Annotated in this window: 25 protein-coding genes; 7 read left to right on the top strand and 18 right to left on the bottom strand. The window is 65.4% G+C overall.

Going from position 1 to position 26,493, the window contains the following annotated elements; genetic code table 11:
• Positions 1–65: 65 nt before the first annotated feature.
• The 13 genes from QAZ22_RS01125 to QAZ22_RS01065 form a co-directional block, all read right to left on the bottom strand.
• On the bottom strand, positions 66–497 hold the full coding sequence (locus QAZ22_RS01125; protein ID WP_278205125.1) for a hypothetical protein: 432 nt from the start codon (positions 495–497) through the stop codon (positions 66–68).
• A 7-nt stretch (positions 498–504) separates the two neighbouring features.
• Entirely contained in the window at positions 505–2,079 is a 1,575-nt protein-coding gene (gene ptsP, locus QAZ22_RS01120) for a phosphoenolpyruvate--protein phosphotransferase (RefSeq protein ID WP_278205124.1), read from the bottom strand.
• Between the two features lie 41 nt (positions 2,080–2,120).
• Positions 2,121–2,423, bottom strand: a complete 303-nt coding sequence (locus tag QAZ22_RS01115) for an HPr family phosphocarrier protein (RefSeq protein ID WP_278205123.1) — start codon at positions 2,421–2,423, stop codon at positions 2,121–2,123.
• A 19-nt stretch (positions 2,424–2,442) separates the two neighbouring features.
• Positions 2,443–2,832: a dihydroxyacetone kinase phosphoryl donor subunit DhaM gene (gene dhaM / locus QAZ22_RS01110; RefSeq protein WP_042645089.1), complete on the bottom strand. Its 390-nt coding sequence runs from the start codon at positions 2,830–2,832 to the stop codon at positions 2,443–2,445.
• Positions 2,832–3,431 (bottom strand): dihydroxyacetone kinase subunit DhaL, encoded by a 600-nt coding sequence (gene dhaL / locus QAZ22_RS01105; protein ID WP_278205120.1) that lies wholly within the window; start codon positions 3,429–3,431, stop codon positions 2,832–2,834. The genes dhaM and dhaL overlap by 1 nt, the downstream gene beginning before the upstream one ends.
• Positions 3,432–3,441: 10 nt before the next feature.
• Entirely contained in the window at positions 3,442–5,082 is a 1,641-nt protein-coding gene (locus QAZ22_RS01100; RefSeq protein WP_278205119.1) for a dihydroxyacetone kinase subunit DhaK, read from the bottom strand.
• A gap of 59 nt (positions 5,083–5,141) precedes the next feature.
• Positions 5,142–6,155 carry an ABC transporter ATP-binding protein gene (locus QAZ22_RS01095; RefSeq protein WP_278205118.1) on the bottom strand — a complete coding sequence of 338 codons (1,014 nt, stop codon included), beginning with the start codon at positions 6,153–6,155 and terminating at the stop codon, positions 5,142–5,144.
• On the bottom strand, positions 6,148–7,254 hold the full coding sequence (locus QAZ22_RS01090; protein WP_278205117.1) for an ABC transporter ATP-binding protein: 1,107 nt from the start codon (positions 7,252–7,254) through the stop codon (positions 6,148–6,150). The genes QAZ22_RS01095 and QAZ22_RS01090 overlap by 8 nt, the downstream gene beginning before the upstream one ends.
• A gap of 2 nt (positions 7,255–7,256) precedes the next feature.
• Positions 7,257–7,460, bottom strand: a complete 204-nt coding sequence (locus QAZ22_RS01085) for a hypothetical protein (RefSeq protein ID WP_278075261.1) — start codon at positions 7,458–7,460, stop codon at positions 7,257–7,259.
• Between the two features lie 217 nt (positions 7,461–7,677).
• A complete protein-coding gene (locus QAZ22_RS01080; RefSeq protein WP_278205116.1) occupies positions 7,678–8,628 on the bottom strand; it encodes a carbohydrate ABC transporter permease in 951 nt (316 codons plus the stop codon).
• Positions 8,625–9,572 (bottom strand): sugar ABC transporter permease, encoded by a 948-nt coding sequence (locus QAZ22_RS01075; RefSeq protein ID WP_278205115.1) that lies wholly within the window; start codon positions 9,570–9,572, stop codon positions 8,625–8,627. Before QAZ22_RS01075 ends, QAZ22_RS01080 begins: the two co-directional genes overlap by 4 nt.
• Before the next feature lie 107 nt (positions 9,573–9,679).
• Positions 9,680–11,011, bottom strand: a complete 1,332-nt coding sequence (locus tag QAZ22_RS01070) for an ABC transporter substrate-binding protein (protein WP_278205114.1) — start codon at positions 11,009–11,011, stop codon at positions 9,680–9,682.
• A gap of 242 nt (positions 11,012–11,253) precedes the next feature.
• Positions 11,254–11,943 carry a PIG-L deacetylase family protein gene (locus tag QAZ22_RS01065; RefSeq protein ID WP_278205113.1) on the bottom strand — a complete coding sequence of 230 codons (690 nt, stop codon included), beginning with the start codon at positions 11,941–11,943 and terminating at the stop codon, positions 11,254–11,256.
• A gap of 25 nt (positions 11,944–11,968) precedes the next feature.
• Between QAZ22_RS01065 and QAZ22_RS01060 the strand changes: the two genes are divergently transcribed.
• From QAZ22_RS01060 to nhaA, 5 genes are all read left to right on the top strand, one after another.
• Entirely contained in the window at positions 11,969–12,859 is an 891-nt protein-coding gene (locus tag QAZ22_RS01060; protein WP_278205112.1) for a DMT family transporter, read from the top strand.
• 56 nt (positions 12,860–12,915) lie between these two features.
• Positions 12,916–15,378, top strand: a complete 2,463-nt coding sequence (hrpB, locus tag QAZ22_RS01055) for an ATP-dependent helicase HrpB (RefSeq protein ID WP_278205111.1) — start codon at positions 12,916–12,918, stop codon at positions 15,376–15,378.
• A gap of 381 nt (positions 15,379–15,759) precedes the next feature.
• Positions 15,760–17,085: an ActS/PrrB/RegB family redox-sensitive histidine kinase gene (locus QAZ22_RS01050; RefSeq protein ID WP_278205109.1), complete on the top strand. Its 1,326-nt coding sequence runs from the start codon at positions 15,760–15,762 to the stop codon at positions 17,083–17,085.
• A 105-nt stretch (positions 17,086–17,190) separates the two neighbouring features.
• A complete protein-coding gene (locus tag QAZ22_RS01045; RefSeq protein WP_278075268.1) occupies positions 17,191–17,754 on the top strand; it encodes an ActR/PrrA/RegA family redox response regulator transcription factor in 564 nt (187 codons plus the stop codon).
• Between the two features lie 321 nt (positions 17,755–18,075).
• On the top strand, positions 18,076–19,260 hold the full coding sequence (gene nhaA / locus QAZ22_RS01040; protein ID WP_278205106.1) for a Na+/H+ antiporter NhaA: 1,185 nt from the start codon (positions 18,076–18,078) through the stop codon (positions 19,258–19,260).
• Positions 19,261–19,356: 96 nt separating this feature from the next.
• Here nhaA and QAZ22_RS01035 read toward each other — a convergent pair whose 3' ends face one another.
• Complete coding sequence (locus QAZ22_RS01035) at positions 19,357–19,857, bottom strand: MmcB family DNA repair protein (RefSeq protein ID WP_278205104.1); 501 nt, start codon at positions 19,855–19,857, stop codon at positions 19,357–19,359.
• 65 nt (positions 19,858–19,922) lie between these two features.
• Complete coding sequence (locus QAZ22_RS01030; protein WP_278205103.1) at positions 19,923–20,678, bottom strand: outer membrane beta-barrel protein; 756 nt, start codon at positions 20,676–20,678, stop codon at positions 19,923–19,925.
• 256 nt (positions 20,679–20,934) lie between these two features.
• On the opposite strand from QAZ22_RS01030, the gene QAZ22_RS01025 reads away from it, so the two are divergent.
• Entirely contained in the window at positions 20,935–21,900 is a 966-nt protein-coding gene (locus tag QAZ22_RS01025; protein WP_278205101.1) for a helix-turn-helix domain-containing protein, read from the top strand.
• Positions 21,901–21,918: 18 nt separating this feature from the next.
• Here the strand turns inward: QAZ22_RS01025 and cueR are convergent, their stop codons facing one another.
• Positions 21,919–22,323 (bottom strand): Cu(I)-responsive transcriptional regulator, encoded by a 405-nt coding sequence (gene cueR / locus QAZ22_RS01020; protein ID WP_278205100.1) that lies wholly within the window; start codon positions 22,321–22,323, stop codon positions 21,919–21,921.
• Positions 22,324–22,549: 226 nt separating this feature from the next.
• Between cueR and QAZ22_RS01015 the strand changes: the two genes are divergently transcribed.
• Positions 22,550–23,167: a L,D-transpeptidase gene (locus QAZ22_RS01015; RefSeq protein WP_278205099.1), complete on the top strand. Its 618-nt coding sequence runs from the start codon at positions 22,550–22,552 to the stop codon at positions 23,165–23,167.
• 138 nt (positions 23,168–23,305) lie between these two features.
• Here QAZ22_RS01015 and QAZ22_RS01010 read toward each other — a convergent pair whose 3' ends face one another.
• Together QAZ22_RS01010 and QAZ22_RS01005 are read right to left on the bottom strand one after the other, a co-directional pair.
• Positions 23,306–23,875 (bottom strand): NifU family protein, encoded by a 570-nt coding sequence (locus tag QAZ22_RS01010; RefSeq protein WP_278205098.1) that lies wholly within the window; start codon positions 23,873–23,875, stop codon positions 23,306–23,308.
• A 146-nt stretch (positions 23,876–24,021) separates the two neighbouring features.
• Positions 24,022–26,190, bottom strand: a complete 2,169-nt coding sequence (locus QAZ22_RS01005; RefSeq protein WP_278205097.1) for a glycogen debranching N-terminal domain-containing protein — start codon at positions 26,188–26,190, stop codon at positions 24,022–24,024.
• Between the last annotated feature and the right edge of the window lie 303 nt (positions 26,191–26,493).

Raw genomic sequence — 26,493 nt, 5'->3', positions numbered from 1 at the left:
TAGCCTTGGATCCGATATGCGCAATTCCAGGAAAACCGCCACGCACTCTTCCTGAGATTGCTTTGTCAGCCGCTGCCCTTGCCGGCGATGCTGGTGATCTTCTGGATGAATTCGTTGATCGCCCTGTCGAGCGCGGCATTCTGCCTGTCGTCGCCGAAATCCGGCACGATGAGCGAGACGTGGCGTGTCTTGCGCGGGCCCGAGGCTGCCGGCATCTTGCCGGGATGCGCCTGGTGATAGGCGACCAGAAACTGGTCGCGCTCGGCCGGGCTGAAATGGCAGACGGTGAAGATAGCCGGCAAATGCTTCGACGGAATGGGGATCGAATAAGCCGGGCTCGAGATCTGCGTAACGAAGCTGCGGTGCTTGCCGAGCGCATCGGCAAGCCGCTGGCGCATGCCGGAAGGCCGCTGGTCGATGACCTGCGACAGGATCGTCTTGTAGGCGCGGATCGCGTCTTCCGAGCCGGCTTCCTGTATCTTGGCTGCCTTGGCCATGCCGCGCTTACACCGAAACCTCCGCGATCGCCGCCTTGGCCATCGCGAGTTGCGCCGGGGCCACCGAAAGATCGCGCAGGCCGGCCTTGAGCAGCGTCGGGATGGCGGCGGGATCGCCGCCGGCGTCGCCGCAGAGGCTGACCGGAATGCCTTTCTCCCGTCCGAAATTGGCCACCGACTCGATCAGCCGCAGCACCGCCGGATGGCGGACCGAATTCAGATGCGCGACGGCGGCATTGTCGCGCGCCGCCGCCATCACATATTGCGTGAGATCATTGGAGCCGATCGAGAAGAAGGCGACATCGGCGAACGCCTCCGGCGCTATCGCGACCGACGGCACCTCGACCATGATGCCGAGCGGCGGCATCTTATGCGCAACATTGCGCGCGGCAAGCGCCGCCTGCTCTTCAGCGAACAGCGCCGCGGCTTGGGCATATTCTTCGGCGGTGGCGATCATCGGGAACATGACCTTCAGATTGCCGTGTATGGCGGCGCGCAGCAATGCCCGGATTTGCACCCGGAAGATGTCGCGCCGCGCCAGCGACAGCCTGATGCCGCGCAAACCCAGAAACGGGTTGGTCTCCTCGACGGTGAAGCCTGGGATCGGCTTGTCGCCGCCGGCGTCGACCGTGCGGATGGTCACCGGTTTTTCGCCCGCCCATTCCAACACCTTGCGGTAGGCATGGTATTGCGTCTCCTCGTCCGGCAGCGACTTGCCGAACAGGAATTCCGTCCGCATCAGGCCGACACCGTCGCATGTCTCGATACCGATGCCGTCGACATCGGAAGGATAGGCGATGTTCACCTGCACCCGCACGGGCGTGCCGGCTTTGGTCGCCGCCGGCTGCGCGAGAAAACTCTGCGCCTTGCCCTGGCGCGCGGCGAAGGAGGACGCCGACTGCCGAAAGGCTTCGATCTCCGCCGGCGACGGCGAAAGCACGATGTCGCCATGCTCGGCGTCGAGCAGCGCGACCCCTGCAGGTTTATCCGCCAAGGCGCCAAGCCCTACCACCATCGGCACGCCGCGCGAACGCGCCAGCATGGCGACATGGCTGGCCGAGCTGCCGGCCTTCAGCGCAATGCCGCCACCGCGACTCCAATCCGTTTCCAGGAAGCGCGTCGGCGCGATATCGGCGCCAAAAAGAATCGCCCCTCGCGGTGCGGCGGCTTCCCAATCCTCGCTCAGCGCCCGCAGCACCTGGTCGCGGATGTCGCGCAAATCGGCGGCACGTGCGCGGAAATAGTCCTGGTCGGACGCCTCGTAGCCGGCGATCTCGGCGTCCAGCGCCTGCCGCCAGGCAAGATCGGCCGGTTCTCCGGAGCCGATCGCCGCGAAAGCCGGACCGCTCAGCGCGTCGTCCTCCAGCATTGCGATGTGGAATTCGAGAATGCCGGCGGCATCGCCATCGGCGGTTTCGACTAGCGAGGTCAGCCGGCTCACCGCCTTGCCGATCGCCTCCTTCAGCGCTGCCTTCTCTTCCGCGGCACTCGCCTTGGATTTGTAGCCGGCGGGCGGCCGGTCGAGGTCGAACAGCGGCCCTTCGGCATAGCCGGCAGAGGCTGGAATGCCCTCAAGCCGCATGACCCTCGTTCCTTGCGGCCGGGGAACTGGGTTGGCTTGCGTCAAGCGGAGCGGGCATGATCCGCATCCTCGTCGAAATCGCGCTGCACCAGCTCGACCAGCGCGCCGACCGCTTCCTGGGCGCCGTCACCTCTGGCCCGTATGTGCAGCACGGTTCCCTTCGGCGCCTTGGCCGCCATCACCTTGACGATGCTCTTGGCGTCGAACCATGGGCCGTTGGCGGCCACCGCTACTTCCACCTCGGCGGCGAACGACTTTGCGAGCTTGGTGAACTTCACCGAAGGACGCGCGTGCAGCCCCACCTCGTGGGTGATCAGAACCGTGGCTTCGGCGAATGCGGACATTCAGTCGGTTCCCGTTCACTCACGACGGCGACAATTCATGCGCCGTCGCCACCACTTCCTTGAGCGAGGCGCCGCCGGAGGATTCCGTCGCCGCCATCACCGCGCCCTCGACGATCGGCGCGTTGCAGACGACTATCTTGTGCGAGCGTGGCTCGCCGATCATCTCGACCGCCATCTCGCTGTTGGTCTCGGCCCCGCCGAGATCGACCAGGATGGCGACGCCGGCTTCCGACCAGGCCTTGTCGATCGCGCCCATGATCGCCTCGACGCTGGTGCCGAGCCCGCCATGGCCGTTTCCGCCGCACCATGCAAGCGGCACTTCGTCGCCCACCATCTGGCGCACCATGTCGGCCGTGCCCTCGGCGACCAGCGGCGAATGCGATACGATGACGATGCCGACATTGCTCATCAATTATCCTCGATCGCTTCAGCGACTGCGCGCACCAGCAGCGCGGTCGATCGCGCGCCGGCATCCATATGCCCGATCGAGCGCTCTCCCAGGAAGGAGGCGCGCCCGCGCAGGGCCTTCATCGGCACGGTGGCCTCGGCCGCCCGGTCGGCGGCTTCGGCGATTTCGCTGGCCGTCTTGCCCTGCCGCAGCGCCTCATACACCGGTTGCAGCACGTCGAGCATGGTTTTTTGCCCGGGCTGCGATTTGCCGCGCGCCGAAACCGCCTCGATCGCCTTGCCGAGCGCCGCCGTCAGCGCGGCGCGGTCTGGCGTCGGCGGCAACTCCTTGCCGAGCGCCATGAACAGCGTGCCGAACAGGGGCCCGGAGGCGCCGCCGACCGTCATCACCAGCTTGGTGCCGACCGCCTTCAGCGCGTCCGGCAGCGGTTTCGCCGTGATTGCTTCGGCCTCGGCGCGCACGGCTTCGAAGCCGCGCTTCATGTTCAGCCCATGGTCGCCGTCGCCGATCGCCTGGTCGAGCGCGGTCAACTCGTCGGCATGCGCCGCGATCGTATCCGCCGCCGCCGCGATCAATCGAGAGAATTCGGATGCGGGCATTCTCTGTCCTTCATGCCGGGGCGAACATGGCCGCCACGGCCGCGAACACCTCGGCCACCGCAAAGGCGCCCGGATCCGCTGTGTCAAGCTGCCGGCCGATATAGGCGGAGCGGCCGGCCTTCGCCTTCTGCATGGCCGTAGTCGTCTCCGCGCCGTGCCGGGCGGCCTGGGCCGCAGCTTCCAACCCGCTCGCGTCGAGCGCTTTCAGCGCCGGCTCCAGCGCGTCGACCATGGTGCGGTCGCCGACCTTGGCGCCGCCGTAGAAGGTCATCCGGTCGAGGCCGGCGAGCAGCGCCTTGCTGAGCGACACGCCGCCATCGAACGCCTGCGCCGCGGCGGTGAAGAAGATCGACAGAAGCACGCCGCTGGAACCGCCCATCGAGGTGCCCAGCGTGTCGCCGATTGCGGCAAGCGTTGCCGCCCGGTCGGCAAGCGGCAGCGTGTTGAGGCGGTCGAGCACGCCGCGCGCGCCGGTCGCCACCGTCGATCCGGTGTCGCCGTCACCGGCCTTGGCGTCGAGGCCGTTCAATGCCTCTTCGAGCGAGATCAGCTTTTCGCAGACCGCGGTGATCAGCCGCTCCGCGCCGGCGTCGCGGCTGGCCGCTTTGGCGGCGCCACGAATGGCGGGCTTGGCCGCTGCTACAACGACCGGCCGGCGAACAGGTTTCGCCGGCAGCCACGCGTTTGGGCCGACCGGCGCCAGCAGCGCGGCTTCGCGTTCCGCGTCGAGCTTGATCAGCGACAGCGAAAACCCGTTCATGTTGAGCGCGGTCATCAGGTGCCCAGGGCCGACGGTCAGCGTCACCGCCTTTGCCAGCGGCGAGGACAGCACGGCATTGGCGATGAGGGACATTTCCAGCGGCGGCACCGACCCCAGATTGTTGATCAGCAGCGCATAATGGCTGCCGACGTCGAGCCGTGCGGCGAGGCGCTCGGCCATGATGGCGACCAGCCTGCCGGCGCTCTGCAAGGCGATGCGCTCGACACCCGGCTCGCCATGGATGCCGAGGCCGAGCTCGCCATCATCCGCGCCGAAGCGGTCCTCATGCGCCTGGCCAGGGATCGAGCAGGAGGAGAGCGAGATGCCCAGCGAAACGATGTCTTTCGCCGCCGCGCGCGCTGCGGCTGTGATCGTAGCCAGGTCATGGCCGCTTTCCGACAGATGCCCAGCGATCTTATGAACGAACAGCGTGCCGGCGACGCCGCGGGGCTGGGCGATGTCGGGCAGCGCGATGTCGTCGGCGACGATCGCCATTTCGACCGCAAAACCCTCCGCGCGCGCCTTTTCGGCGGCGAGACCGAAATTGAGCCGGTCGCCGGTGTAGTTCTTGACGATCAAAAGGCAGCCGGCCGGCCCGGTCGTCGCGCGGATCGCCGCCAGCACCGCCTCGACGCTCGGCGAAGCAAAGATCTCCCCGGAGACGGCCGCCGTCAGCATGCCGGCGCCGACGAAGCCGGCATGCGAGGGTTCATGCCCGGCGCCACCGCCGGAAACGATGCTGACCTTCGTTTTGTCCCAGTCGGCGCGCAGCACGACCTTGATTTCGGGATAGCCGTCGAGGCGCGCCAGCGTGCCAGAGCCCGCGGTCGCAAGAAAACCGTCCAGCGCCTCGGTGACGATCGTCTCTTTGCGGTTGAAAAAGTGCTTCATGGATTTCGTCCAATCCGTATCTGCGTATCGTCAATCAGTGCAATGCGTGCGCGGGCCGGCTACATCAGCCTTTGCCCGTTCGAGCCGAAATAAAGCGGCGAGCGGTAGCGGATCGTCACTCTGTCTCCCTTTTCGAGCGGCGTGTCGGGGTCGGTCAGCGTCACCAGCTTCTTCGCCCCGACCGTCACATGCAGATGGTTCTGGTCGCCGAGATGCTCGACCCAGTCGACGACGCCATCGGCATGGCCGTTGGCCGCCTTCTCGATCGCCAGATGCTCGGTGCGCGCGCCGATCGTCGTCGTGCCGGTCGGCGCGCCGCCGTCGGGCAGCAGCCCGGCCGGCAACAGGTTGATCGCCGGCTGGCCGAGCCGGGCCGCGACATGAAGGTTTGCCGGCTCCGAATAGATCGCGCGCGGCGTGCCGATCTGCACGAGAACACCTTCCGAGAGGATGCCGATACGGTCGGCCATGGTCATCGCCTCGATCTGGTCATGCGTGACATAGAGCATGGTGGCGCCGAGCTCCGACTGGATGCGTTTCAGCTCGAGCCTGAGATCGGCGCGCAACTTGGCGTCGAGCGACGACAGCGGCTCGTCCATCAGGTAGATCGCGGGCTTCCGCACCAGCGCGCGGCCGATGGCGACGCGCTGCATCTCGCCGCCCGACAATCTGGTCGAGCGATTTTCGAGCTTATGGTCGATGCGCACCATCCGCGCCACTTCCTCGACACGGCGGCGGATCGCTTCCTCGGGAAAACGCCGTGCCGGCGAGCGCAGCGGGAAGGCGAGGTTGTCGTAGACCGACAGATGCGGGTAGAGCGAATATTGCTGGAAGACGAAGGCGGTGTCGCGCTCGGCCGGCGACAGTGTCGTCGCGTCGTGCCCGCCGATGCGGATCGTGCCGCTGTCCGGCCGCTCCAGCCCGGCGATCAGCCTGAGCGTCGTCGTCTTGCCGGCGCCGGTCGGGCCAAGCAATACGACGAATTCGCCGTCCTTGATCTGCAGGTCGAGATCGCTGACGGCGACGGTCTCGCCAAAGCTCTTGGTCACCCCATGAACATGAACGTCAGCCATGGCGCGCCTCCGCTGCCTGATCATGCATGGCGGTCCTGACCGCGCGTCCAGTGCCTTTATCGAACAGCGAAAGCCTGGCGCTGCTCAGCGTCAGCCCAACCCGTTCGCCCGGATTCAGATGAATGCCGGCCGGCACCCGCGCCTTGATGATGCCGTCCGCCGTCTCCACCGCTACGATCTGCGTGGTGCCGAGATATTCGGTGCCGTAGATCGCGCCGCGCAGCTTCGAGGCGTCGTCGAAGCGGATGTGCTCGGGCCGGATGCCAAGCGCCATGTCGGCGGGCGCGATATCCTCGCGCACTTCCGGCACGGCCACCTTGGCGCCTTGCACGACGATCTCCTTCGCGCCTTTGGCAAGCCCGCCGCCGAAGCGCAAAAAGTTCATCGGCGGCGAGCCGATGAAGTCGGCGACGAACATCGTCGCCGGCCGGTCGTAGATCTCGCGCGGGCTGCCGAACTGCTCGATGACGCCGTGGTTCATCACTGCGATCTTATCGGCCATCGACATCGCTTCCATCTGGTCATGCGTGACATAGACGGTGGTGGCGTGGATGCGGTTGTGCAGCTCGCGCAGCTCATGCACCATCAGATCGCGGAATTCGGTGTCGAGGGTCCCGAGCGGCTCGTCCATGAGGAAACATTTCGGTCGCCGCACGATTGCGCGCCCGAGCGCGACGCGCTGGCGGTCGCCGCCGGCCAGGCCGGAGACGGACTTGTCGAGCAGGTGATCGATGCGGAGCAGCTTCGCCGTTTCCTCCACCCGCTGCCGGATTTCGGCCGAGGCCATGCCCTGCGCCAAAAGCGGAAAGCCGATGTTCTTGCGCACATTCATGTGCGGATAGAGCGCGAAGAGCTGGAAAACGAAGGCGATGTCGCGCTCGCGCGCCCGGCGCATGGTGACGTCTTCACCGCCGAGCAGGATCTTGCCGCCGGATGGTAGTTCCAGCCCGGCGATCATCCTCAGCGTCGTCGTCTTGCCGCAACCCGATGGTCCAAGCATGACGAAGAACTCGCCGTCCTCGACGACGAAATTGGAATCCTGCACGGCGACGAACTCGCCGAAGGCCTTCCTTAGGTTCTGAACGCGGATCTCGGCCATGGCTATTCCGGGAATTTCGAGACGATGATGAACATTGCCGTGCCGGCGAGCATGGTGACGAAGGAATAGCTGTAGAGCGCCAGCGCGAAGGACTGGAACAGCATCAGGAAACCGATGGCGATGATCGCCGTGGCGATGTTCTCCATCAGGCCGCGCCTAGCCCAGCGAGGCCAAGATGAACGCTTTGAGACAACAGTGCGGCTCATGCGTTCCTCCCGTCCTTCTCCCCGTTTAGGGGGAAAGATGGTTGCCAGGTGGTTCCCCCACTTCGTCGCTGCTTCGCAGTGCCACCTCTCCCCCCTCCGAAGGGAGAGGAAAGGAGCCTGGCTGAATGAAGTTCGAGCCCTTCCTCTCCCCCGTCGATCGGCGGAGAGGTGTCGAGCGAAGCTCGACGGAGTGGGGGTCGAGTTATTCCCACATCAATCATTTGCGCACCGCGCCGAAGGTGATGCCGCGCAGCAATTGCTTGCGGAGCAGGATGGTGAAGACGAGGATCGGCACCAGGAAGATCGTCGTGCCCGCGGCCACCGCCGGCCAGTCCTGGCCGCCTTCGCCGATGATGGTCGGGATGAAGGGCGGCGCGGTCTGCGCCGTGCCGGAGGTCAGAAGTGCGGCGAACGCATATTCGTTCCAGGCGAAGATAAGGCAGAAGATGGCGGTGGCGGCGATACCGGTCGTGGCCTGCGGCAGCACGGTGCGCCAGAAGGCCTGCAGCCTCGTATAGCCGTCGATCATCGCCGCTTCTTCATACTCGCGCGGGATCTCGTCGATGAAGCCCTTGAGCAGCCAGACCGCGAGCGAGACGTTGACGGCGGTGTAGAGCAGGATCATGCCGAGCGCGGTGTCGGAGAGGCCGAGCTCGCGGTACATCAGATAGATCGGGATCGCCACCGCGATCGGCGGCATCATGCGCGTCGACAGGATGAAGAACAGAAGGTCGTCGGCGAGAGGCACCTTGAAGCGCGAGAAGCCATAGGCCGAGAGCGTGCCGAGGAACACCGCGCAGAAGGTCGAGCCGAAGGCGATGATCAGCGAATTGATGAAGCGCGGCAGGAAGTTCGACGGCCCGGCGATCACCATGTTGCGCTTGCGTACCGTCTCGTCGCAGAAGCCGGTCGCCGGTCCGAGCGAGTTGATATATTCCGGCGTCTGCCTTGTGCGGGTGGTAAACAGGTTGCAATAGCCCTCGATGCTGGGCTGGAAGACGATTTTCGGCGGATAGGCGATCGAATCCGGCGGCGTCTTGAAGCTGGTGGCGAAGATCCAAAGCAGCGGCACGATCGAGACCAGCGCGTAGCCGACGACGATCGCGCCGGCGATCCGCTTCGAATTCGCCGAAGGCGCGACGACGGAATGGGCGGTGGTCAGGCTCATCTCTGCTTCACCTTGTTGAGCGCCTTGACGTAGATGTTGGCCAGCCCGAACACCGCGACGAACAGGACGATGGCGAAGGCCGAGGAATAGCCGGTGCGCCAGCTCTCGAAGGCCTGCCGCTTCAGCGTGATCGAGGCGACCTCGGTGGTCGAGCCCGGCCCGCCGCCGGTCAAGAGATTGACCATGTCGAACATCTTGAAGTTCTCGATGCCGCGGAACAGCACCGCCAGCATGATGAAGGGCAGCGCCATCGGCAGCGTGATCGACCAGAACTGCCGCCAGTTGGAGGCGCGGTCGACTTCGGCCGCCTCATAGATGTATTCGGGGATGGAGCGCAGGCCGGCGAGGCAGATCAGCATCACGTAAGGCGTCCACATCCAGGTGTCGACGATAATGATCGCCCACGGCGCGAGCTCGACATTGGACAGCATCTGCACATTCGTCGGCGGAATGCCTGTGACGAAGGAGACGGCATAGGCGAACAGCCCGATCTGCGGCTCGTAGAGGAAGCGCCAGAAATTGCCGACCACCGCCGGCGACAGCATCATCGGCACCAGGATGATCGTCGTCCAGAAGGCATGGCCGCGAAACTTGCGGTCGATCAGCCAGGCCAGCGTGAAGCCGATCACCGTCTGCAGGAGGATCGTCCAGAACACGAAATGCGCCGTCGTCTGCATGGCGATCCAGATGTCCTGATCGCCCAAGATGCGCCGGTAATTGGCAAGCCCCAGATTCTTCACCACCTCGTTCGGCCGGTTGGCGCGGTAGTTGGTGAAAGACAGATAGATCGCCCAGAACAGCGGGAAGATGTTGATGGCCAAAAGCAACAGGATCGTCGGCGAGATGAACAGCCAGGCGAGGCCCTTGTCGCTGATGCCCCGGATCCTCCTGGCCAACGGCTCCGGTGTCGCCCGGGCAACGTTGTCCGCAGTCCGATTGAGCATGGTTAGTCCTGCTTCGGTCACGGGTCAGTCTCGGCGATGGAATTTATCTGAACTGCGTCCCGTGCCAAGGGCGGCACGGGACGCCTCGATCAAGCTCGGGAGGAGCCTTACATCTTGCCGTCGTCCTGGAAGATCTGCGTCCAGTCCTTGACCAGGCCGTCGAGCGCGTCCTTGGCCGAGCCCTGGCCGGCGACGACATAGTCGTGGAAGCGCTTCTGCGAGGCCTGTAAGAGCGGCGCGTAGCTCGGTTCGGCCCAGAAGTCCTTCACGATGGCCATCGAGTCGAGGAAGGCCTGCGCATAGGGCTGGCTGGACGGGAACTTCGGGTCCTTGACGACGGCGTTCAGGCAGGAATAGCCGCCGAGCGACCACCATTTCGCCTGCACGTCCTTGTTGGCGAACCACTTGATGTATTTCAGCGCCGATTCCTGCTTGTCGGAATAGGAAACCACCGAGATGCCTTGACCGCCGAGCTGGGCGAACTGGTCGCCGTCGGGACCTTTCGGGTTGACGAAGTAACCGATCTTGTCGCCGCCGACATTCTCGTCCTTCTGCAGGCCCGGCCAGGTGAAGGCGAAGTTCATATGCATCGCCACCTGTCCGGATTTGAAGGCGTCGACGCCTTCGCCCATGTAGGCATTGGAGGAACCAGGAGGCGTGCAGCAGTCATAGAGCGCCTTGTAGAATTCCAGTCCCTTCACCGATTTCTCGGAGTTGACGAAACCTTCCATCTCGTAGGGCTTCTTTGGGTTCTCGTACTGGAAACCGAAGCTGTAGAGCACGTCCATGGCGCCCATGGTGATGCCTTCCGAGCCGCGCTCGGTATAGATCGAGGCGCCGTAGACCGTCTTGCCGTCGATCTGCCGCTTCTGGAAGAATTCGGCGATCTGCTTCAGCTGGTCGAAGGTGGTCGGCGGGGCGAGGTCCCAGCCATATTTCTCCTTGAACTCCTTCTGCAGCTCGGGCCGCGAGAACCAGTCCTTGCGATAGGTCCAGCCGACGACGTCGCCCATGGCCGGCAGCGCCCAGTAGTTCGGCGTGTTCTTCGGCCATTCCGAATAGCCGACCACCGTCGCCGGCACGAAATCGTCCATGCTGATCTTCTCCTTGTCGAAGAAGTCGTTCAGCTTGACGTAGTGGCCGTTCTCGGCCGCGCCGCCGATCCACTGGCTGTCGCCGATGATCAGGTCGCAGAGCTTGCCGTGCGAGTTGAGCTCGTTGAGGAAGCGGTCGGCATAGTTGGTCCACGGCACGAATTCGAATTTCATGCCGATGCCGGTTTCCTTGGTGAAGTCCTTGGACAGTTCCACGAGCGCGTTGGCCGGATCCCAGGCCGCCCAGCAAAGCGTCAGGTCTTCCGCATGCGCGACGTTCGAGATGGCGGTCGACGCGGTGATCGCCGAGGCCAGTCCCAACGCCAGTTTCCAGGTCGATTTCATGCCTTACCTCCCATTTGCGAAACGCGTCCGGATGACGGTTTCAAAAGCCCTCGACCCTCGCTCCTCCGAGGGCCCAAACATGACGCGCGATGCGTCGCCGATGTTTAGTAATTTGTTTAGTGATGCTCTTTTTACTAAACAACGCAAGTGAATTCGTTGCTGCGTCGCAGCATGGCGAAAGCGATGCTTGAAATCGTTGGGAAATAACCGCCGGTCGCTCCGGCCGGTCGTTCGTCAGCCGGCTAGTTGGCGCTCTTCGTGCTGACCGTCACCGGCCGGATCGGCGGCGCCGGCGGCAACAGTTCGCGGATGTCGGCAAAGGGGAAGACCGGCTCGAAGCGGAAGGCCTCGGCCAGCGCGCCCGGCGCGCCGTTGCACTGGCCGGCGCGGAATTCGTTCTGCGTGCGTGCGCCGGCGACGAAACGCTCGGGATCCTGCGAGCGATGCGCGCGGATCGCTTGCGCCTTGATGTCCCAATGGGCGGAGATGTCGACGTAATGCGTCGGCGAGAAGCCGGTGCCGCCGAGCGTGTCGGCATGCAATACCGGCACCGCGAAGGACGCCGCGATGCGCACGCCGTCGGACAGCGCGCGATGGTCGCCATGATAGTCGTTGGGTGCATGGGTGATGGCAAGGTCGGGCTTCACCTCGGCGATCAGCGCCTTCAGCGCCGCAATGAGCGCGGCATCGGCAACCAGTGCGCCATCGGGGAAGTTGAGGAACCGCGGCGTGACGCCGAGCAGGCCGGCCGCCATGGTCGCCTCTTCGCGGCGCGCGCGAACGAGCGTCACCGGATCGCCCTTGCCGCCCTTGGCGCCGTCCGTGGCTATCGCAAAAGTGAACTCTGCGCCTAGCGCCGCATAGGCGGCCAGCGTACCGAACATGAATATCTCGATATCGTCGGGATGGGCCCCCAGTGCCAGTACCTTCACTTGCTTCTCTCCCGGAAATCGAAACGTGCCGAACGGAATCCTGCTCGCCCTGATCGCCTATGCAAGCTATTCGTACAGCGATGCCGTCATCAAGAGCCTGGGCGGGCAGTTGACGGTCTTCGAGATAGGCTTCTTCGTAACCTTGTTTGCCGGCTGTTTCCTGTTCTTCACCCGTCCGGCCGATGAGCGATGGCGCGACTTCTGGCGCACCAAACGCCCATGGGCCGTGCAGGCTCGCGCCTGGGCCGGCATCGCCTCGGGTGTGCTCAGCGTCTATGCCTTCACCACCATCCCGCTGGCCGAAGTCTATGCGCTGATCTTCCTGGCGCCATTGCTGGTCACCATCCTCTCGACCGTCATCCTGAAAGAGCGCGTCGGCCCCTGGCGGTGGCTTGCCGTCGCCGCCGGTTTCGCCGGCGTCATGCTGGTGGTGCGGCCGGGCTTTCGCGAACTCCATCTCGGCCATCTCGCCGCCTTCGCGAATGCCTTCCTCGCCGCCACCAGCGTCATCCTGATGCGTTCGCTTGCCCAGCAGGAAAGGCGTACCACGATCCTCGGCGCGCTGGTCGGCTATGGCCTGCTGTTCAACGGGGTCGGCACGGCCGCGACGTCGTTCTCGCTTCCCAATCTGGGCCAACTGGTCTGGCTGATCCTGGCCGGCGTCTTCACCGCAGGCGGACAATTGCTGCAGCTGCTCGCCGTCAAATACGCTCCCGCCAACCGGATCGCGCCGACGCATTATTCGCAGATCGTCTGGGCGGTCGTCCTCGGCGCGCTGTTCTTCAAGGAATACCCAGACTGGCTGTCATTGGTTGGTCTGGCGGTGGTCGGCGGCTCCGGCCTGCTGACGATGGTGCGGGAGGAAGTGCGGCTCGGCACCGTGCGCTGGAACCCGTTTTCGCGAACAAGGCTTTGACCGGTCGCCTGTCTCACACGTTGCGCGGCGACTGCGACGGCTGATATGCGGGCGCGATGAGGATGAAACCCTTGCCGGAACTTCCGGTCACAGCCGTGCTGCCGGCGCTCGGGCAAACACTTGCCGGGCGCAACAGCGCCGTGCTTGTGGCGCCGCCCGGCGCCGGCAAGACGACGCTGGTGCCGCTGGCGCTGCTCGACGCGCCCTGGCTCGGCGCGGGCCGGATCGTGCTGCTCGAGCCGCGCCGGCTCGCCGCCCGCGCCGCCGCGCGCCGCATGGCCGAGCTGCTCGGCGAGGAGCCCGGCGGCACGGTCGGCTATGCGATGCGCATGGAGAACCGCACCTCGGCGCGGACAAAAATCCTCGTCGTCACCGAAGGCGTGCTGTCCCGCATGATCCTCGACGATCCGGAACTGCCCGGCGTTTCGGCGGTGATCTTCGACGAATTCCACGAGCGCTCTCTCGACGGCGATTTTGGGCTGGCGCTGGCGCTCGACGTGCAGGGGGCGTTGCGGCCGGATCTGCGCCTGCTGGTCATGTCGGCGACGCTCGACGGCGCGCGCGTCGCGAGGCTTCTTTCCGGAGCGCCGGTGATCGAGAGCGAGGGCCGAGCCTTCCCGGTCGACATCCGCTATGACGAGCGGCCGGCCGGCATGGCCGTCGAGGACGCCATGGCCAAGGCGGTCCGTTTCGCTCTTGGCACGGAGCAGGGCAGCGTGCTCGCTTTTCTGCCGGGAAAGCGCGAGATCGAGCGCACGGCCGAGCGGCTCGAAGGCAACGTCGCGGCTGACACCGATATCGTCCCGCTCTACGGCCAATTGGACAACAGGATGCAGGACGCGGCAATCAAGCCGGCCCCGCCCGGCCGCCGCAAGGTGGTGCTGGCGACGTCGATCGCCGAGACCTCCATCACCATCGACGGCGTGCGCGTCGTCATCGATTCCGGCCTGTCGCGCCTGCCGCGCTATGAGCCGGCGAGCGGCCTGACGAGACTGGAGACCGTGCGCGTCAGCAGAGCTTCCGCCGACCAGCGCGCCGGCCGCGCCGGGCGAACGCAGCCAGGCGTCGCCATCCGGCTGTGGCGCGCCGAGCAGACGGCAGCACTCCCGGTCTTCACGCCGCCGGAAATCCTCGAGGCCGACCTTTCCGGCCTGCTGCTCGACTGCGCCGCTTTCGGCGTAGCGGATCCGACGAGCCTCTCATTCCTCGATCCGCCGCCGGTGCCCGCGCTCAACGAGGCGCGGGTGCTGCTCGAGGCGCTGCACGCCATCGACACTGCCGGTCGCTTGACGGAGGCGGGCGCGGCGATGCGCAAGCTGGCGCTGCCGGTGCGGCTCGCGCATATGGTGGCGGAAGCGGCAAAGACGGGCCAGGCGCTGGAAGCGGCGACGCTTGCCGTGCTGCTCACCGAGCGCGGGCTTGGCGGCGACAGCGCCGACCTCGAACGCCGATTGATGCGCTTTCGCACCGAAAAATCGTCGCGCGCCAATGCCGCCCGGCAGCTTGCCGAGCGCCTGGCCAGGCAGGCTGGCGGCCGAAAGGCCGACACGCCGGCCGCGGCCGGTGCGTTGCTGATCCATGCCTGGCCGGACCGCGTCGCGAGGGCGCGCGGCGAACGCGGCCGCTTCGTGCTCGCCAACGGTTCCGGCGCGATGGTCGACGCCGCCGATCCGCTCGCTGGCGAGACCTGGCTGGTCGTCGCCGACCTTCAGGGCAAGGCGCAGAACGCCCGCATCACCGCCGCCGCGCCCGTCGACGAGGCCGATATCCGCGGGGCGCTCGCCAACCGCATCGAGACGAAACGGGAAGCCAACTTCGACCGCGAGCGACGCGCCGTGCGTGTGCGCGAGACTGCACGCCTCGGCGCCATCACGCTTTCCGAGCGCATGCTGCCGGCGCCGTCGGGCGCCGATGCCGACCGCGCCATCCTCGATGCCTTGCGCGAGCATGGCCTGGCGCTGCTCGACTGGGGCAAGGAGGCGGAGACGCTGCGCCAGCGGCTCGGCTGGCTCCATCGCGGCCTCGGCGCGCCCTGGCCGGACGTCTCGGACCAGGTGCTTATCGATCGGCTCGACGACTGGCTGCTGCCGTTCCTTGCCGGCGAGGCCTCTTTCGCGGCGATCGAGCCGGCCACGCTCGCGGCCGGCTTGATGTCGCTGGTCCCGCACGAGCTGCAGCGCAAGGTCGATGCGTTGGCGCCGACCCATTTCGGCGCGCCTTCGGGCAGCCATGTGCCGATCCGATATGACGGCGAATGGCCGGTTCTGGAGATCCGCGTGCAGGAGTTGTTCGGCCTCGACAAGCATCCGGCGATCGCCGGCGGCACGGTGCCGCTGACGCTCGAGCTGTTGTCGCCGGCGCACCGCCCGATCCAGACGACACGCGATCTGCCCGGCTTCTGGCGCGGCTCCTGGGCGGACGTGCGCGCCGACATGCGCGGTCGCTATCCCAAGCATGTCTGGCCGGAAAACCCGCTGCTTGCCGCCGCCACCAGCCGCGCCAAGCCGCGCGGGACGTAGGTTCGTGCCGCTTTCGGCGGGCCATTCGCGTTAGTGGGCAACGCGCGTTGGCGATTGGCGCAAACGCCTATCACTTCGTCATCCACGGGCGGAGCAAGGAGCGAAGCGACGCGCGTAGACCCGAGGATCCATGCCGCGACCTCGGAGCGTTGCCGCGGTGCAGAATTCTGTTCCGCTGCATTCTGCGGTCAAAGTCACGGAATGGATCCTCGGGTCTGCGCTCCGCTTCGCGTCGCTCCGCCCGTGGATGACGAATCGCGAGAGGCCCCGGCCAATCACCAAGCGCTCATGATGGTGAACCGAAACACCGGCTGCCAGCCAGTCAAGGCGCCTTTACAGCGCTACTAGCGCTTACCCTCCTGCGGCTATAATCGTAAGTCGATGATCAATATTCTGCGCGCACCCGATTCCCAACAGAGCCAGCGGCTGCGGCTCAACACGCTGATCCGTCTGCGCTGGCTGGCCATCGTCGGCCAGAGCCTCACCGTTCTCGTGGTTGCCTACGGGCTGGAATTCCCTCTGCCGGTCTCGATGTGCTTCGCGCTCATCGCCTGCTCGGCCTGGATGAACCTCTGGCTGACCTTCCGCTATCCGGCGGCACATCGGCTGACCCCGCTCTCCGCCTTTGCCATTCTCACCATCGACAGCCTGCAGCTCGCCGGCCTGCTCTACATGACCGGGGGGCTCACCAACCCGTTCTCGGTCCTGCTCTCGGTGCCCGTCGTCATATCCGCCGCTTCGCTGCCGCTGCGCCTCACCGCGGTGCTCGGCGCGCTGGTCATCGCGGCGGCCACGCTGCTTGTGTTCTTCCACCTGCCGCTGCCCTGGTACGGGGGTGCGCCGCTGCCGATGCCCTTCATCTATGTCGCCGGCATGTGGATGGCGGTGTTCGCCTCGATTGCCTTCACCGCGATCTATGCCTTCCGCGTCGCGGCGGAGGCGCGGCTCCTCGCCAACGCGCTCGCCGCCACCGAGCTGGTCCTGCAGCGCGAGCAGCATCTCTCCGCGCTCGACGGCCTCGCGGCGGCAGCCGCGCATGAGCTCGGCACGCCTTTGGCCACCATCACCGTCGTCGCCAAGGAAATGGAAAAGGCGCTCGGCCAGGACGCGAAATTCGCCGAGGACGTGAAGCTGCTGCGTTCGCAGAGCGAGCGTTGCCGCGAGATCCTGAAGCGGCTGACCAGTCTGTCTTCGGAGGGCGAAGCACATCTTTCGCGCCTGCCGCTGACTTCCCTGGTCGAGGAGGTGACGGCCCCGCATCGCGATTTCGGCATCACGATCCAGCTGCGTCCCGGCGAGCGTATCGGCCCGGAGCCGGTCGGGCAGCGCAGTCCCGGCGTGATCTACGGGCTCGGCAACCTCGTAGAGAACGCCGTCGACTTTGCCAAGAAGACGGTTACCGTCAGCTGGAACTGGGACAACGAGGAGGTCTCCTTCTCCATCATCGACGACGGACCGGGCTTCCCGCCGGAAATCATCGACCGCATCGGCGAGCCATATATGTCGACGCGCCAGGGCACGGAGGCCGGCGGCGGCCTCGGCCTCGGGCTTTTCATCGCCAAGACCCTGCTGGAGCGCTCGGGCGCCACGATCGATTTCCGCAATTCGAGCGGGCTCGGCGAAGGTGCGGTGGTGCAGATCACCTGGCCCAGAAGCGTCTTCCTCAATCAGGAGCAGGTGTCCGCCTCCATCTTCGACAATGCCTGAGCCTTGCGCCTGCTGCATGGCAGGTCTGTTGCCGGCTGTAAAAATTGGACATTGCTGTTGCGGAATTGTATCTGCGTAAAAGTAAGGCAGTAGGATGCTGATGAAATGAGCGCGGACGAAACCACTGGCGCAATGGTTGAGGGCGAGGACACCTCGCTGCTGATCGTCGACGACGACAAGCCGTTCCTCACCCGGCTTGCCCGCGCCATGGAAACCAGGGGCTTCCTGGTCGAGACGGCGGAGAGCGTGGAAGAGGCCGTCGCCAAGGCTCGCGCCCATCCGCCAGCCTATGCGGTGGTCGACATGCGGCTGGGCGACGGCAACGGCCTCGACGTGGTCGCCGCCATCCGCGAGAAGCGCGACGATGCCCGCACCATCATCCTGACCGGCTATGGCAATATCGCCACAGCGGTGACGGCGGTGAAGCTCGGCGCCATCGACTATCTGTCCAAGCCCGCCGATGCCGACGACGTTTTCGCCGCGCTCACGCGCACCGCCGGCGAGCGTGCCGCGCCGCCCGAAAACCCGATGTCGGCCGACCGCGTGCGCTGGGAGCATATCCAGCGCGTCTACGAAATGTGCGACCGCAACGTCTCCGAGACCGCGCGCCGGCTCAACATGCACCGCCGCACCTTGCAGCGCATACTAGCCAAACGCGCGCCTCGGTGAACCAACGTCGTCATCCTAGGGCGAAGCAGGAGCGAAGCTCCGTCGCGAAGACCCTAGGATCCATTCCGTGACGCCGGCCGAAGAATGCAGCGGTGCAGAATTCTGCACCGTTGGCACCGCTCCGATGTAACGGAATGGATCCTCGGGTCTGCGCCGCGTCGCTTCGCTCCTTGCTTCGCCCGTGGATGACGAAGGGGTGGGCATTTCAGCTAATTTTCGAAGCCTGCGCTGCCGTGTAAATCGTAAGCCTTGCATCGCCACTGACGCTGCGCATCATTGGACTACAGGTTTCCGGCCAACAGGCTGAGTTAGGGAGATCCCATGCGCGACGAGCGGCCGAAATCGATCCTGCGCGAATTCCTCGACGGCGAGGCGGCCGGCGGCATCATTCTGATGGCCGCCGCCGCGCTGGCGCTCATCGTCGCCAATTCGCCTTTGGCCGAGACTTATTTCGCAGTCCTCCACGCCTATCTCGGGCCGCTCAGCGTCTCGCACTGGATCAATGACGGGCTGATGGCGGTGTTCTTCCTGCTGGTCGGCCTGGAGATCAAGCGCGAGATGCTGGACGGCCAGCTCTCGACCTGGCCGCACCGCGTGCTGCCGGGCATCGCCGCCGCCGGCGGCATGCTGGTCCCGGCGCTCGTCTATGTCGCCGTCAACCGCGACAACCAGGCGGCCCTGTCCGGCTGGGCGATCCCCACCGCCACCGACATCGCCTTCGCGCTCGGCGTCTTGTCGCTGCTCGGCAGCCGCGTGCCGGCCTCGCTGAAAGTGTTCCTCACCGCCTTGGCCATCATCGACGATCTCGGCGCGGTCATCATCATCGCGCTGTTCTATACCAGCGGCCTGTCGCTCGCCTATCTGGCGGCGGCCTTCGCGGCCATCGCCGTGCTGATCGCGCTCAACCGCATGCGGGTGATGAACCTCTTGCCCTATCTCGTGATAGGCGCGGTGCTGTGGGTGCTGGTGCTGAAATCGGGCGTGCATGCAACGCTTGCCGGCGTGGCGCTGGCGCTCACCATTCCGCTCGAGCGCTCGCCCGGCATAGGCCACGATGTCGAGCATTCGCCGCTGCACCGGCTGGAGCACGGCCTGCACAAGCTCGTGCCGTTCATCGTCATCCCGATCTTCGGCTTCGCCAATGCCGGCGTCTCGCTCGGCGGCCTGAGCGTCTCCGCCTTGATCGAACCGCTGACATTGGGTGTCGCGGCGGGCTTGGTGCTCGGCAAGCTGGTCGGCGTGTTCGGCTCCTCGGCAATCGCCATCCGGCTCGGCCTCGCCGACCTTCCGGTCAATGCCGGCTGGCTGCACATGTTCGGCATTTCGCTTCTGTGCGGCATCGGCTTCACCATGAGCCTGTTCATCGGCCTGCTCGCCTTCGCCAACGACGCAGCACTCCAGGACGCGGTGAAGGTCGGCATCCTTGCCGGCTCGCTGGTGGCCGCGCTGCTTGGCACGGCGGTGCTGCTCACCGCTCCGGCGGCGGCCGAAGAGGACGTGGGATAGGCTGCTTCGCCCCCTCATCCGGGCGCCGTCGCCGACCGTCTCCTCTCCCCTCGGGGAGAGGTCGCCCGAGCGTAGCGGAGGGCGGGTGAGGGGCTGCTACTCGCTCTCGCCGTCAAGCGCCGGCACCGCCACGCCGGCGAGCTCCGCGGCCAAGAGCCGCGCAGCGCCGGCCCGCGCGATCCTCAGCATCAGCGCTTTGCGCGTCGCAGCCGCCATGCGGTGCTCCGGCGCCTCGCGCAGGATCTCGGCGCCATAGCCGTCGGAGAGGATGAAGCCGCATTCCTCGGGAAAAATCTCCTGCGGCACGCCGGGATGCGTGGCGAAGAAGAAGCGGTCGGAGTGTAGCCGGTAGTCCGGCCATTTGCGGTCGACGCGAAAGTCCTCGATTGACGATTTGATCTCGATGATCCAGATGTCGCCCTGGCGGGTCAGCGCGACGAGATCGGCGCGCCGGCCGGTGGCCAGGGACAGCTCAGGCAGCACATGCGCGCCCATTTCGGAGAGCAGCCGCTGCACGCCGCGCCGCACCAGCATGGCTCGCTCGGACTGACGGCCGTCGATCAGCGGGTTGATGGGAATCGGGGAAACGATAGGCATGGGAGACACCATGCCAGATTTTGTTCACGGTTTGAACCCGCCTGTTCCGGGAAACGCCGATGGGGCTAGTGCAAGTCAACGCCTCCAGCCCGGTCCGCATTGAAGCGATAGACGAGCGAGACCGAGAGGGTCTGGACCGTGGGCTTGAAGGAGATGGCGTTGTCCGGGGCGCCGGTGGCGGCGACATACATCCGCGCGGTTTCGCGGCCGTAATCGGCAAAACGGTATTCGGTCTTCATGAACCAGCCCGGGGAAGCGACGCCGATGAAGTCGAGTGAGTTTTCGATACCGCCGCCGACGAACCAGCCGTCGTGACGATGTTCGGCAACGGAGAGCGGGACCAGCGGCGTCGGATCCAGGCCTGACCCGCTGAAGTCGGCATGGGTATAGCCACCGTTGACATAGATCAGTGCGTTCGGCGCCGCGAGCACGCCGAGACGGAGGCCGGCGGCGTAGTTTAGCCGGTTATTCGTGGTGCCCGAATACTCCTCGAAGGGCGCTCGGATCGTGCCCCTGATGTCGCCGAACTGGACGTCGGCGAAGGCGCCGGCCACCCAAGAGGGAGCGAACTGCCAGTCGAAGCCACCACCCAAGGTACCGAACCCTCCGCTGCCGGTGGTGTGCGCGGACGGCTCGGAGGGAATGCCGCCAAAATCCGTGTGTTGGTCGGCGCTCCACCATCCAGCCCCGCCGCCGGCCGACAGGTAGAATCCGCTCCAGCCGGGAGCGGACGCCGGCGCAGCCGCGCCCAGGTCTGCCGCCAATGCGGTCAGCGGCACCAGGCTCGCGATCGCGATGCCGCCCACAAACAAAAGTCTCATGCAAAATCCTCGAGTTTATCGGTCGCATGCAGCCATTGCTGATTTCGCGGTCGTCGTCTTGGATGCACAGGCCCCGGTTTTGGACTAACGGGCTCCGCGGGAAATCGGCTCGGGATGTGGCGCCGCTGCAACAAGCGGCCGCACAGATGAATGCGGATTGGACCGGGTGGCTCTGAGGTTGGACGGTGGGGCTTTTTGGCCGGTTCCCGTGTGCGATGGCCGTGATAGTGTGGGATCGGTCAACTGATTTTTGCCAATGCAGAAGATCGTTTTTTCGTCGGACAGCCTGCCAGCCCATCTGAGCGACAGGGATCGCTTTCGCCTATGGCGCGACATGTGGATGGAGCAGTTGGGCGCGGCCGAGATCAGGCATGCCGAGGACAAGCCGTTCGCCACGGCCACGAAGATGCGCTTTCTTGGCGATCTGCGCGTCGGTCTGTTCGAGACGACGACCGAATATTACGTGCGCACGCGCAAGCACGTCGCCAATGACCGCGACGAAATCTTCGTGGGGTTTTATCGCAGCCCCAAGCCGCAGCTGTGGTCCGTCGCCGATTGCGATCTTTCGCTGCAGCGGGGCAACGCGATCGCCTACAACATAGCGCAACCCTGCAGCAGCTTTACCGACGGTGTCACCTCCTGGGTTTTGGCCTCCGTTCCCAGAACATGGCTGCTCCGGCAGGTGCCGCATGCCGACGATCGCCCGGCGACGCGGCTCGACCCGGCAAATCCCGCCGTGCGGCATCTGGAACGCACGATCGACTTCCTGATCCACGCCGACGAGGTGGACGAGGAGCAGGCGCTCTCGCGGCAAGCCGGAACGGCGCTCGCCGATTTGATCGTGCTGGCGCTTGGAGGCAATGGCGAGGTTGCGGAAATCGCGGCCTCGCGCGGATTGCGCGCCGCGCGCCTGCGCGAGGCCATAGTGGTCATTGAGGCTCGGTTCGCCGATCCGGCCCTGTCGACGGACATGGTGGCACGCGCGGTCGGCCTGTCGCGCCGCTACCTGAACACGCTTCTTCTGGAAAGCGGCCGCACCTTCGCCGAGCGCGTCCTGGAACTGAGGCTGCAAAAGGCGTGCGCCATGCTGTCCGACATCCGCAACGACGCGATGAAGGTAAGCGACATCGCGCTCGCAGCCGGCTTCAACGACGTGTCCTATTTCAATCGGCGATTCCGGGCTCGTTTCGGAGCATCGCCCACGCAATATCGCGGCGGATAGGGTGGGCCGCCGATCCTGTCAGGCGGACACCTTATCGACCACCCCCGCCATGTCATCCAGTATCGGACACTCCGGCCGGTCGTCGCCGTGGCAGGCGTGGATCAGCCTCTGCAGCGTCGCGCGCATCGACTGCAGCTCGCGCACCTTTACCTCGATCGCCCTGACATGGGCGCTGGCGATTTCCCGGACGTCGTGGCTGGCGCGGCCGCGGTCCTGATAGAGCGCCATCAGCTGCCTGCAATCGTCGATTGAAAAGCCGAGATTGCGCGCGCGGCGCAGAAAGGCAAGCCGGTGGACGTCGTCGCGCGAGTAATCGCGGTAGCCGTTCTCGGCCCGCGCCGGCCGGATCAGGCCGATCTCCTCATAGTAGCGGATGGTCTTGGCCGGCAGGCCGGAACGTTCGGCGGCATCACCGACATTCATGGCGCTCTCCTTGGTCTCAGGCAGCCCTTCCGGCCGCCCCATTGATTTTGCTTCATAATCCTGTGAACCCTGTTGCCGAAATGCCGCAGTTCGGCACTTACCGGCGCGTCAGCCCTTGCATATAGGCAGTGCGCGCTTGGCAAGCAAAAGAAATGCCAGCATGAATGATGGCGACAAGGCGGCCGACTCGCGCCGCTGATATAAAGGCAGGGCGTCGGACCTATTCATGCGCTTGAAGTCGTTTGCAATCGTCGCCGCCCTTGCGCTGTCGACCGCGATCAGCGGCTGCAGCACCATCGGCGGGCAATTGTTCACCAACAACTATGGCGCGATGACCGATGCCGGCTACCATCTGCCGCGCATCCCGATCGAGAAGGTTCCGGCCCGCTACCACCGCCAGGAAGTGCGCTACGACACTTCGGAAAAGCCGGGCACCATCATCGTCGACACCCAGAACAAGTTCCTCTACTTCGTCGAGGGTGAAGGCATGGCGATACGCTACGGCATTGGCGTCGGCCGTGAAGGCTTCGAATGGCACGGCACCGCTCATATCGCGCTGAAGCGCGAATGGCCGACCTGGACGCCGCCGGCGCCGATGATCAAGCGCCAGCCCGAGCTCGCCAAATTTGCCGGCGGCATGGACCCCGGCCTGATGAACCCGCTCGGCGCGCGCGCCATGTATCTTTTCAACAAGGGCGGCGACATGGGTTACCGCCTGCATGGCAGCCCGGAATGGTTCTCCATCGGCAAGGCGATGTCGTCGGGCTGCATCCGCCTGATGAACCAGGACATTATCGATCTCTACGACCGCACATCGGTCGGCGCCAAAGTCATCGTGATGTGATCGCGATGACCGCGGACAAAAGCTTTCGTGCGCGGACCGTCTAGGCAACAACAAGACGTCCACAGACAGAAAACCGGGCTGTTGGGGCCCGGTTTTTTGTTTTTGGCGATTTATACGCAGCAGACGCTGCGAAAATGATCAGGCGACCTGTTCGACGTGCTGCACCTCGGGGACGAAGTGCCGCAAAAGGTTCTGGATGCCGTGCTTCAGCGTCGCCGTCGAGGACGGGCAGCCGGCGCAGGCGCCCTTCATGTGCAGGAACACGGTGCCGTTCTCGAAGCCGCGGAAGGTGATGTCGCCGCCGTCCTGCGCCACCGCCGGGCGCACCCTGGTGTCGAGCAGTTCCTTGATGGTCAGCACCAGCTCCTCATCGGCCTTGTCGTAGAACTCTCCGGTCTGGCCGGCTTCGTTGGCCGGAGCGGCCGAGGCCATGACCGGGGCGCCGGACATGAAATGCTCCATGATGGCGCCGAGGATCGCCGGCTTCAGGTGCTGCCAGTCCGGGCCGTCCTTGGTCACGGTGATGAAGTCGTAGCCGAAGAAGACGCCGGTGACGCCGGGAATCTCGAACAGCCGGCCGGCCAGCGGCGAGGCCTCCGCGGCGGCATCGGCGTTGCGGAAATCGGCGGTGCCTTCGCGCAGCACTTCCTTGCCAGGCAGGAACTTCAGCGTCGCCGGGTTCGGCGTCGATTCGGTCTGGATGAACATGGGTATCTCCAGGCCCTTCCCGGGCCGATAGTTTGGAACAGTTCTAAATAGGCTCTATCGGCTGGACATTCAAGCGAAACGCGTCGCCCGTATGGCTGGCTGGCGGAATGTTTTTGCCCGGACGGAGCGCTTCGGCCAAGCAGGTCTTATCCTCCGACTTCCACGCTGAGTTGTCCACTCGTCCTCTGGATGTTCACCTCGGCTCCGTCGGCCGTCCGCCAGAATTCGAGGTCGGCGCTTGCCTCCCCGACGCGCAACCCGCGAAGCGCGATGCGATTGACGAAATCGGGCAACCGCGGCCGCACGATCCGAAGCTTGCTTGCAAAGGCATCGGGTTCCAGGCCGAGGCAGGTGGTCACCAGGAACGGCACCGCTGCCGCCGCCCAGGCTTGCGGATGGCAGGCCACCGGATAGTGCACCGGCACCTGAAAATCCTTGCGCGGAAAGCCCGCCATCGCCTCGGGCAGCCGGTGGTGGCGGAAGTGCATCGCCGCCTCGGTGATGGCGGTAAAGATCCGCAGCGCGGCTTCGTCCTCGCCATATCGTCGGCAGCCGGCTGCCAGCAGCGCGTTGTCGTGCGGCCAGACGGTTCCGAGATGGTAGCCTACGGGATTGTAGCGCCGCTCCGCGGTCGAAAGCGTGCGCACGCCCCAGCCGCCGAACATGTCGTCCTGCATCAGCCGACGCACGGTTCGGCGGCCCTTCCCCCGATCCGCAATGCCGGTCCACAGCGCATGCCCCGGATTTGAGGAAACGACCCCGAGCCGACGCCTCCGCGCTTCGAGCGCCAGGGCAAAGATACCCTGGTCCTCGCACCAGAAGTCGCGGTTGAACCGTGTCCGAAGCCTTTCGGCCTCGCCGCGAAGCTCCTTGGCGCGATCGCGTCTCCCGATACGCTCGTAAAGGTCGGCGATCGCGTGTCTGGCGGCAAAGACGTAGCCCTGCACCTCGACAAGCGCGATCGGCGGCTTGGCGATAGCGCCGTCGGTTCTGACGATCGCATCGGCCGAGTCCTTCCATCCCTGATTGATCAGGCCGCTCTCCGAGGCGCTCCGGTACTTGAGATAGCCTTCGCCATGGTCGTCTCCGGCCCTGGCGATCCAGCCCAGGGCTCTTTCCACGGGCTCCTGCAGCTCGCGAAACAGCCCTAGATCGCCCGTCCAGTCTGCATAGCGGCCGAGGAGCAGCAGGAAGAGCGGGGTCGCGTCCACCGTGCCGTAGAACCTGGCATGCGGGACATTGCCCGCCCCGGCGAGCTCGCCGACGCGCAGCTCATGCAGGATCTTGCCGGGCTGCTCCTCCCGCCATCGATCCGTTCGACGTCCCTGATAGCTGGCGAGAAGACGCAGCGTCTGGGCGGCGATCTCCGGCTGAAAGGCGAGCATCTCGAGCGCGACGATCAGGCTGTCGCGCCCGAAAAGGGCGACGAACCACGGCACGCCGGCGGCAAAATACTCCCTTTTGCCGAGATCGGATCTGAGCATCGCCAGGTCGCGCAGCGAGCGCTCCACGATGCCGTTGAGCAGCAGGCTGTCGCTGTAGAACTTCGTGTGCCGCTCCAGCCATTCCTCGGAACCGGCCTGAAGGTTTCCCGCAAGATTGTCGAGCGCGACCGTCGGCTGCTGGTTCAAGTGATTGGCTTCGGCCTCTTCCGAGCATTCGTTCAGCTCTATGGTGACGGCGATGGTCCGCGTTTCGCCTGCCGGCACATCGATCCGGAACTCGGCCGTTGTTTCATGCGTGGCATCGGGTTGAGGCGAGAAGGCGATCGTCGCCGCCCTGCGCAGCCGGTCGGCGCCGTGATGGACAAAATGCAACCTGCCCTCCCGCCAGGAGGCCCGCTGGGGCTTGCCGAGGTCCAGCCGCACCAGCCCGCGCACGTTGAAGATGTCCTCGAACCCGGCGCGGAAGTGCAAGGCCAGCGGAAAGCCATGCGTTTGACGACCGAAATTCTGGACGGTCAGGACCTCCCGCACGCATGTTTGCCGCGCATCGAGAACGCGCTCCCAGCGGATGCCGAGCTCATCCTTGGGGATCGATTGTCCCTGCTCCACCTCGAGGTCTGGATTGGTCAGCTCAAAAAGCGCGGCGTAGCCCTTTTGCGCGGTCGAGGCCAGCACGATCGGCTCCAGGCCGGCCAACGCCATCCGATAGCCGCCGAGGAAGCGGCAGTCGTGGAAATAGAGTCCGAAGCCGTGTTCGCCTTTCAGGGGGATCTGCGCGTCGGAAGCGACGACATAGTAGAGATCGAGGCTCTTGACGGTTACCGCGCCGGCGATGCTGTCGACCATCGCCGGATGGCGCTTGGCGAGCACACGACGCCTGCGCCCTTGCCGCGCATGAGGCACCTGACGGGCTTCTTGCTGGGTCCGCGCAGGCTGCAAGCTGGACCGAGCCACCGATTTGGCGGCAGTCTCCTGCGGTTTCGATGTACCGCTCCGGCTCGTCTTCCGGCTTGATTCGTCCATCAGCGCTCCATTGGAATTGTCGCTGCTCTGACGATTCCAAATGGCGCGCTGCCGGCACAGGCCAAGGGTCGGTGTCGGCTACGGACTGGTTGATAACTCGATGTGTATTTGCGACCCCGCGGGCCTCAAATCGGACAGGAAGGCCTTCGC

Origin of the sequence: Mesorhizobium sp. WSM4906, from assembly GCF_029674625.1 — a bacterium.
In the GTDB taxonomy this organism is placed as follows: domain Bacteria; phylum Pseudomonadota; class Alphaproteobacteria; order Rhizobiales; family Rhizobiaceae; genus Mesorhizobium.
Note: the sequence above shows the minus strand (reverse complement) of the source record. Positions and strands in the feature narration are given on the sequence as shown.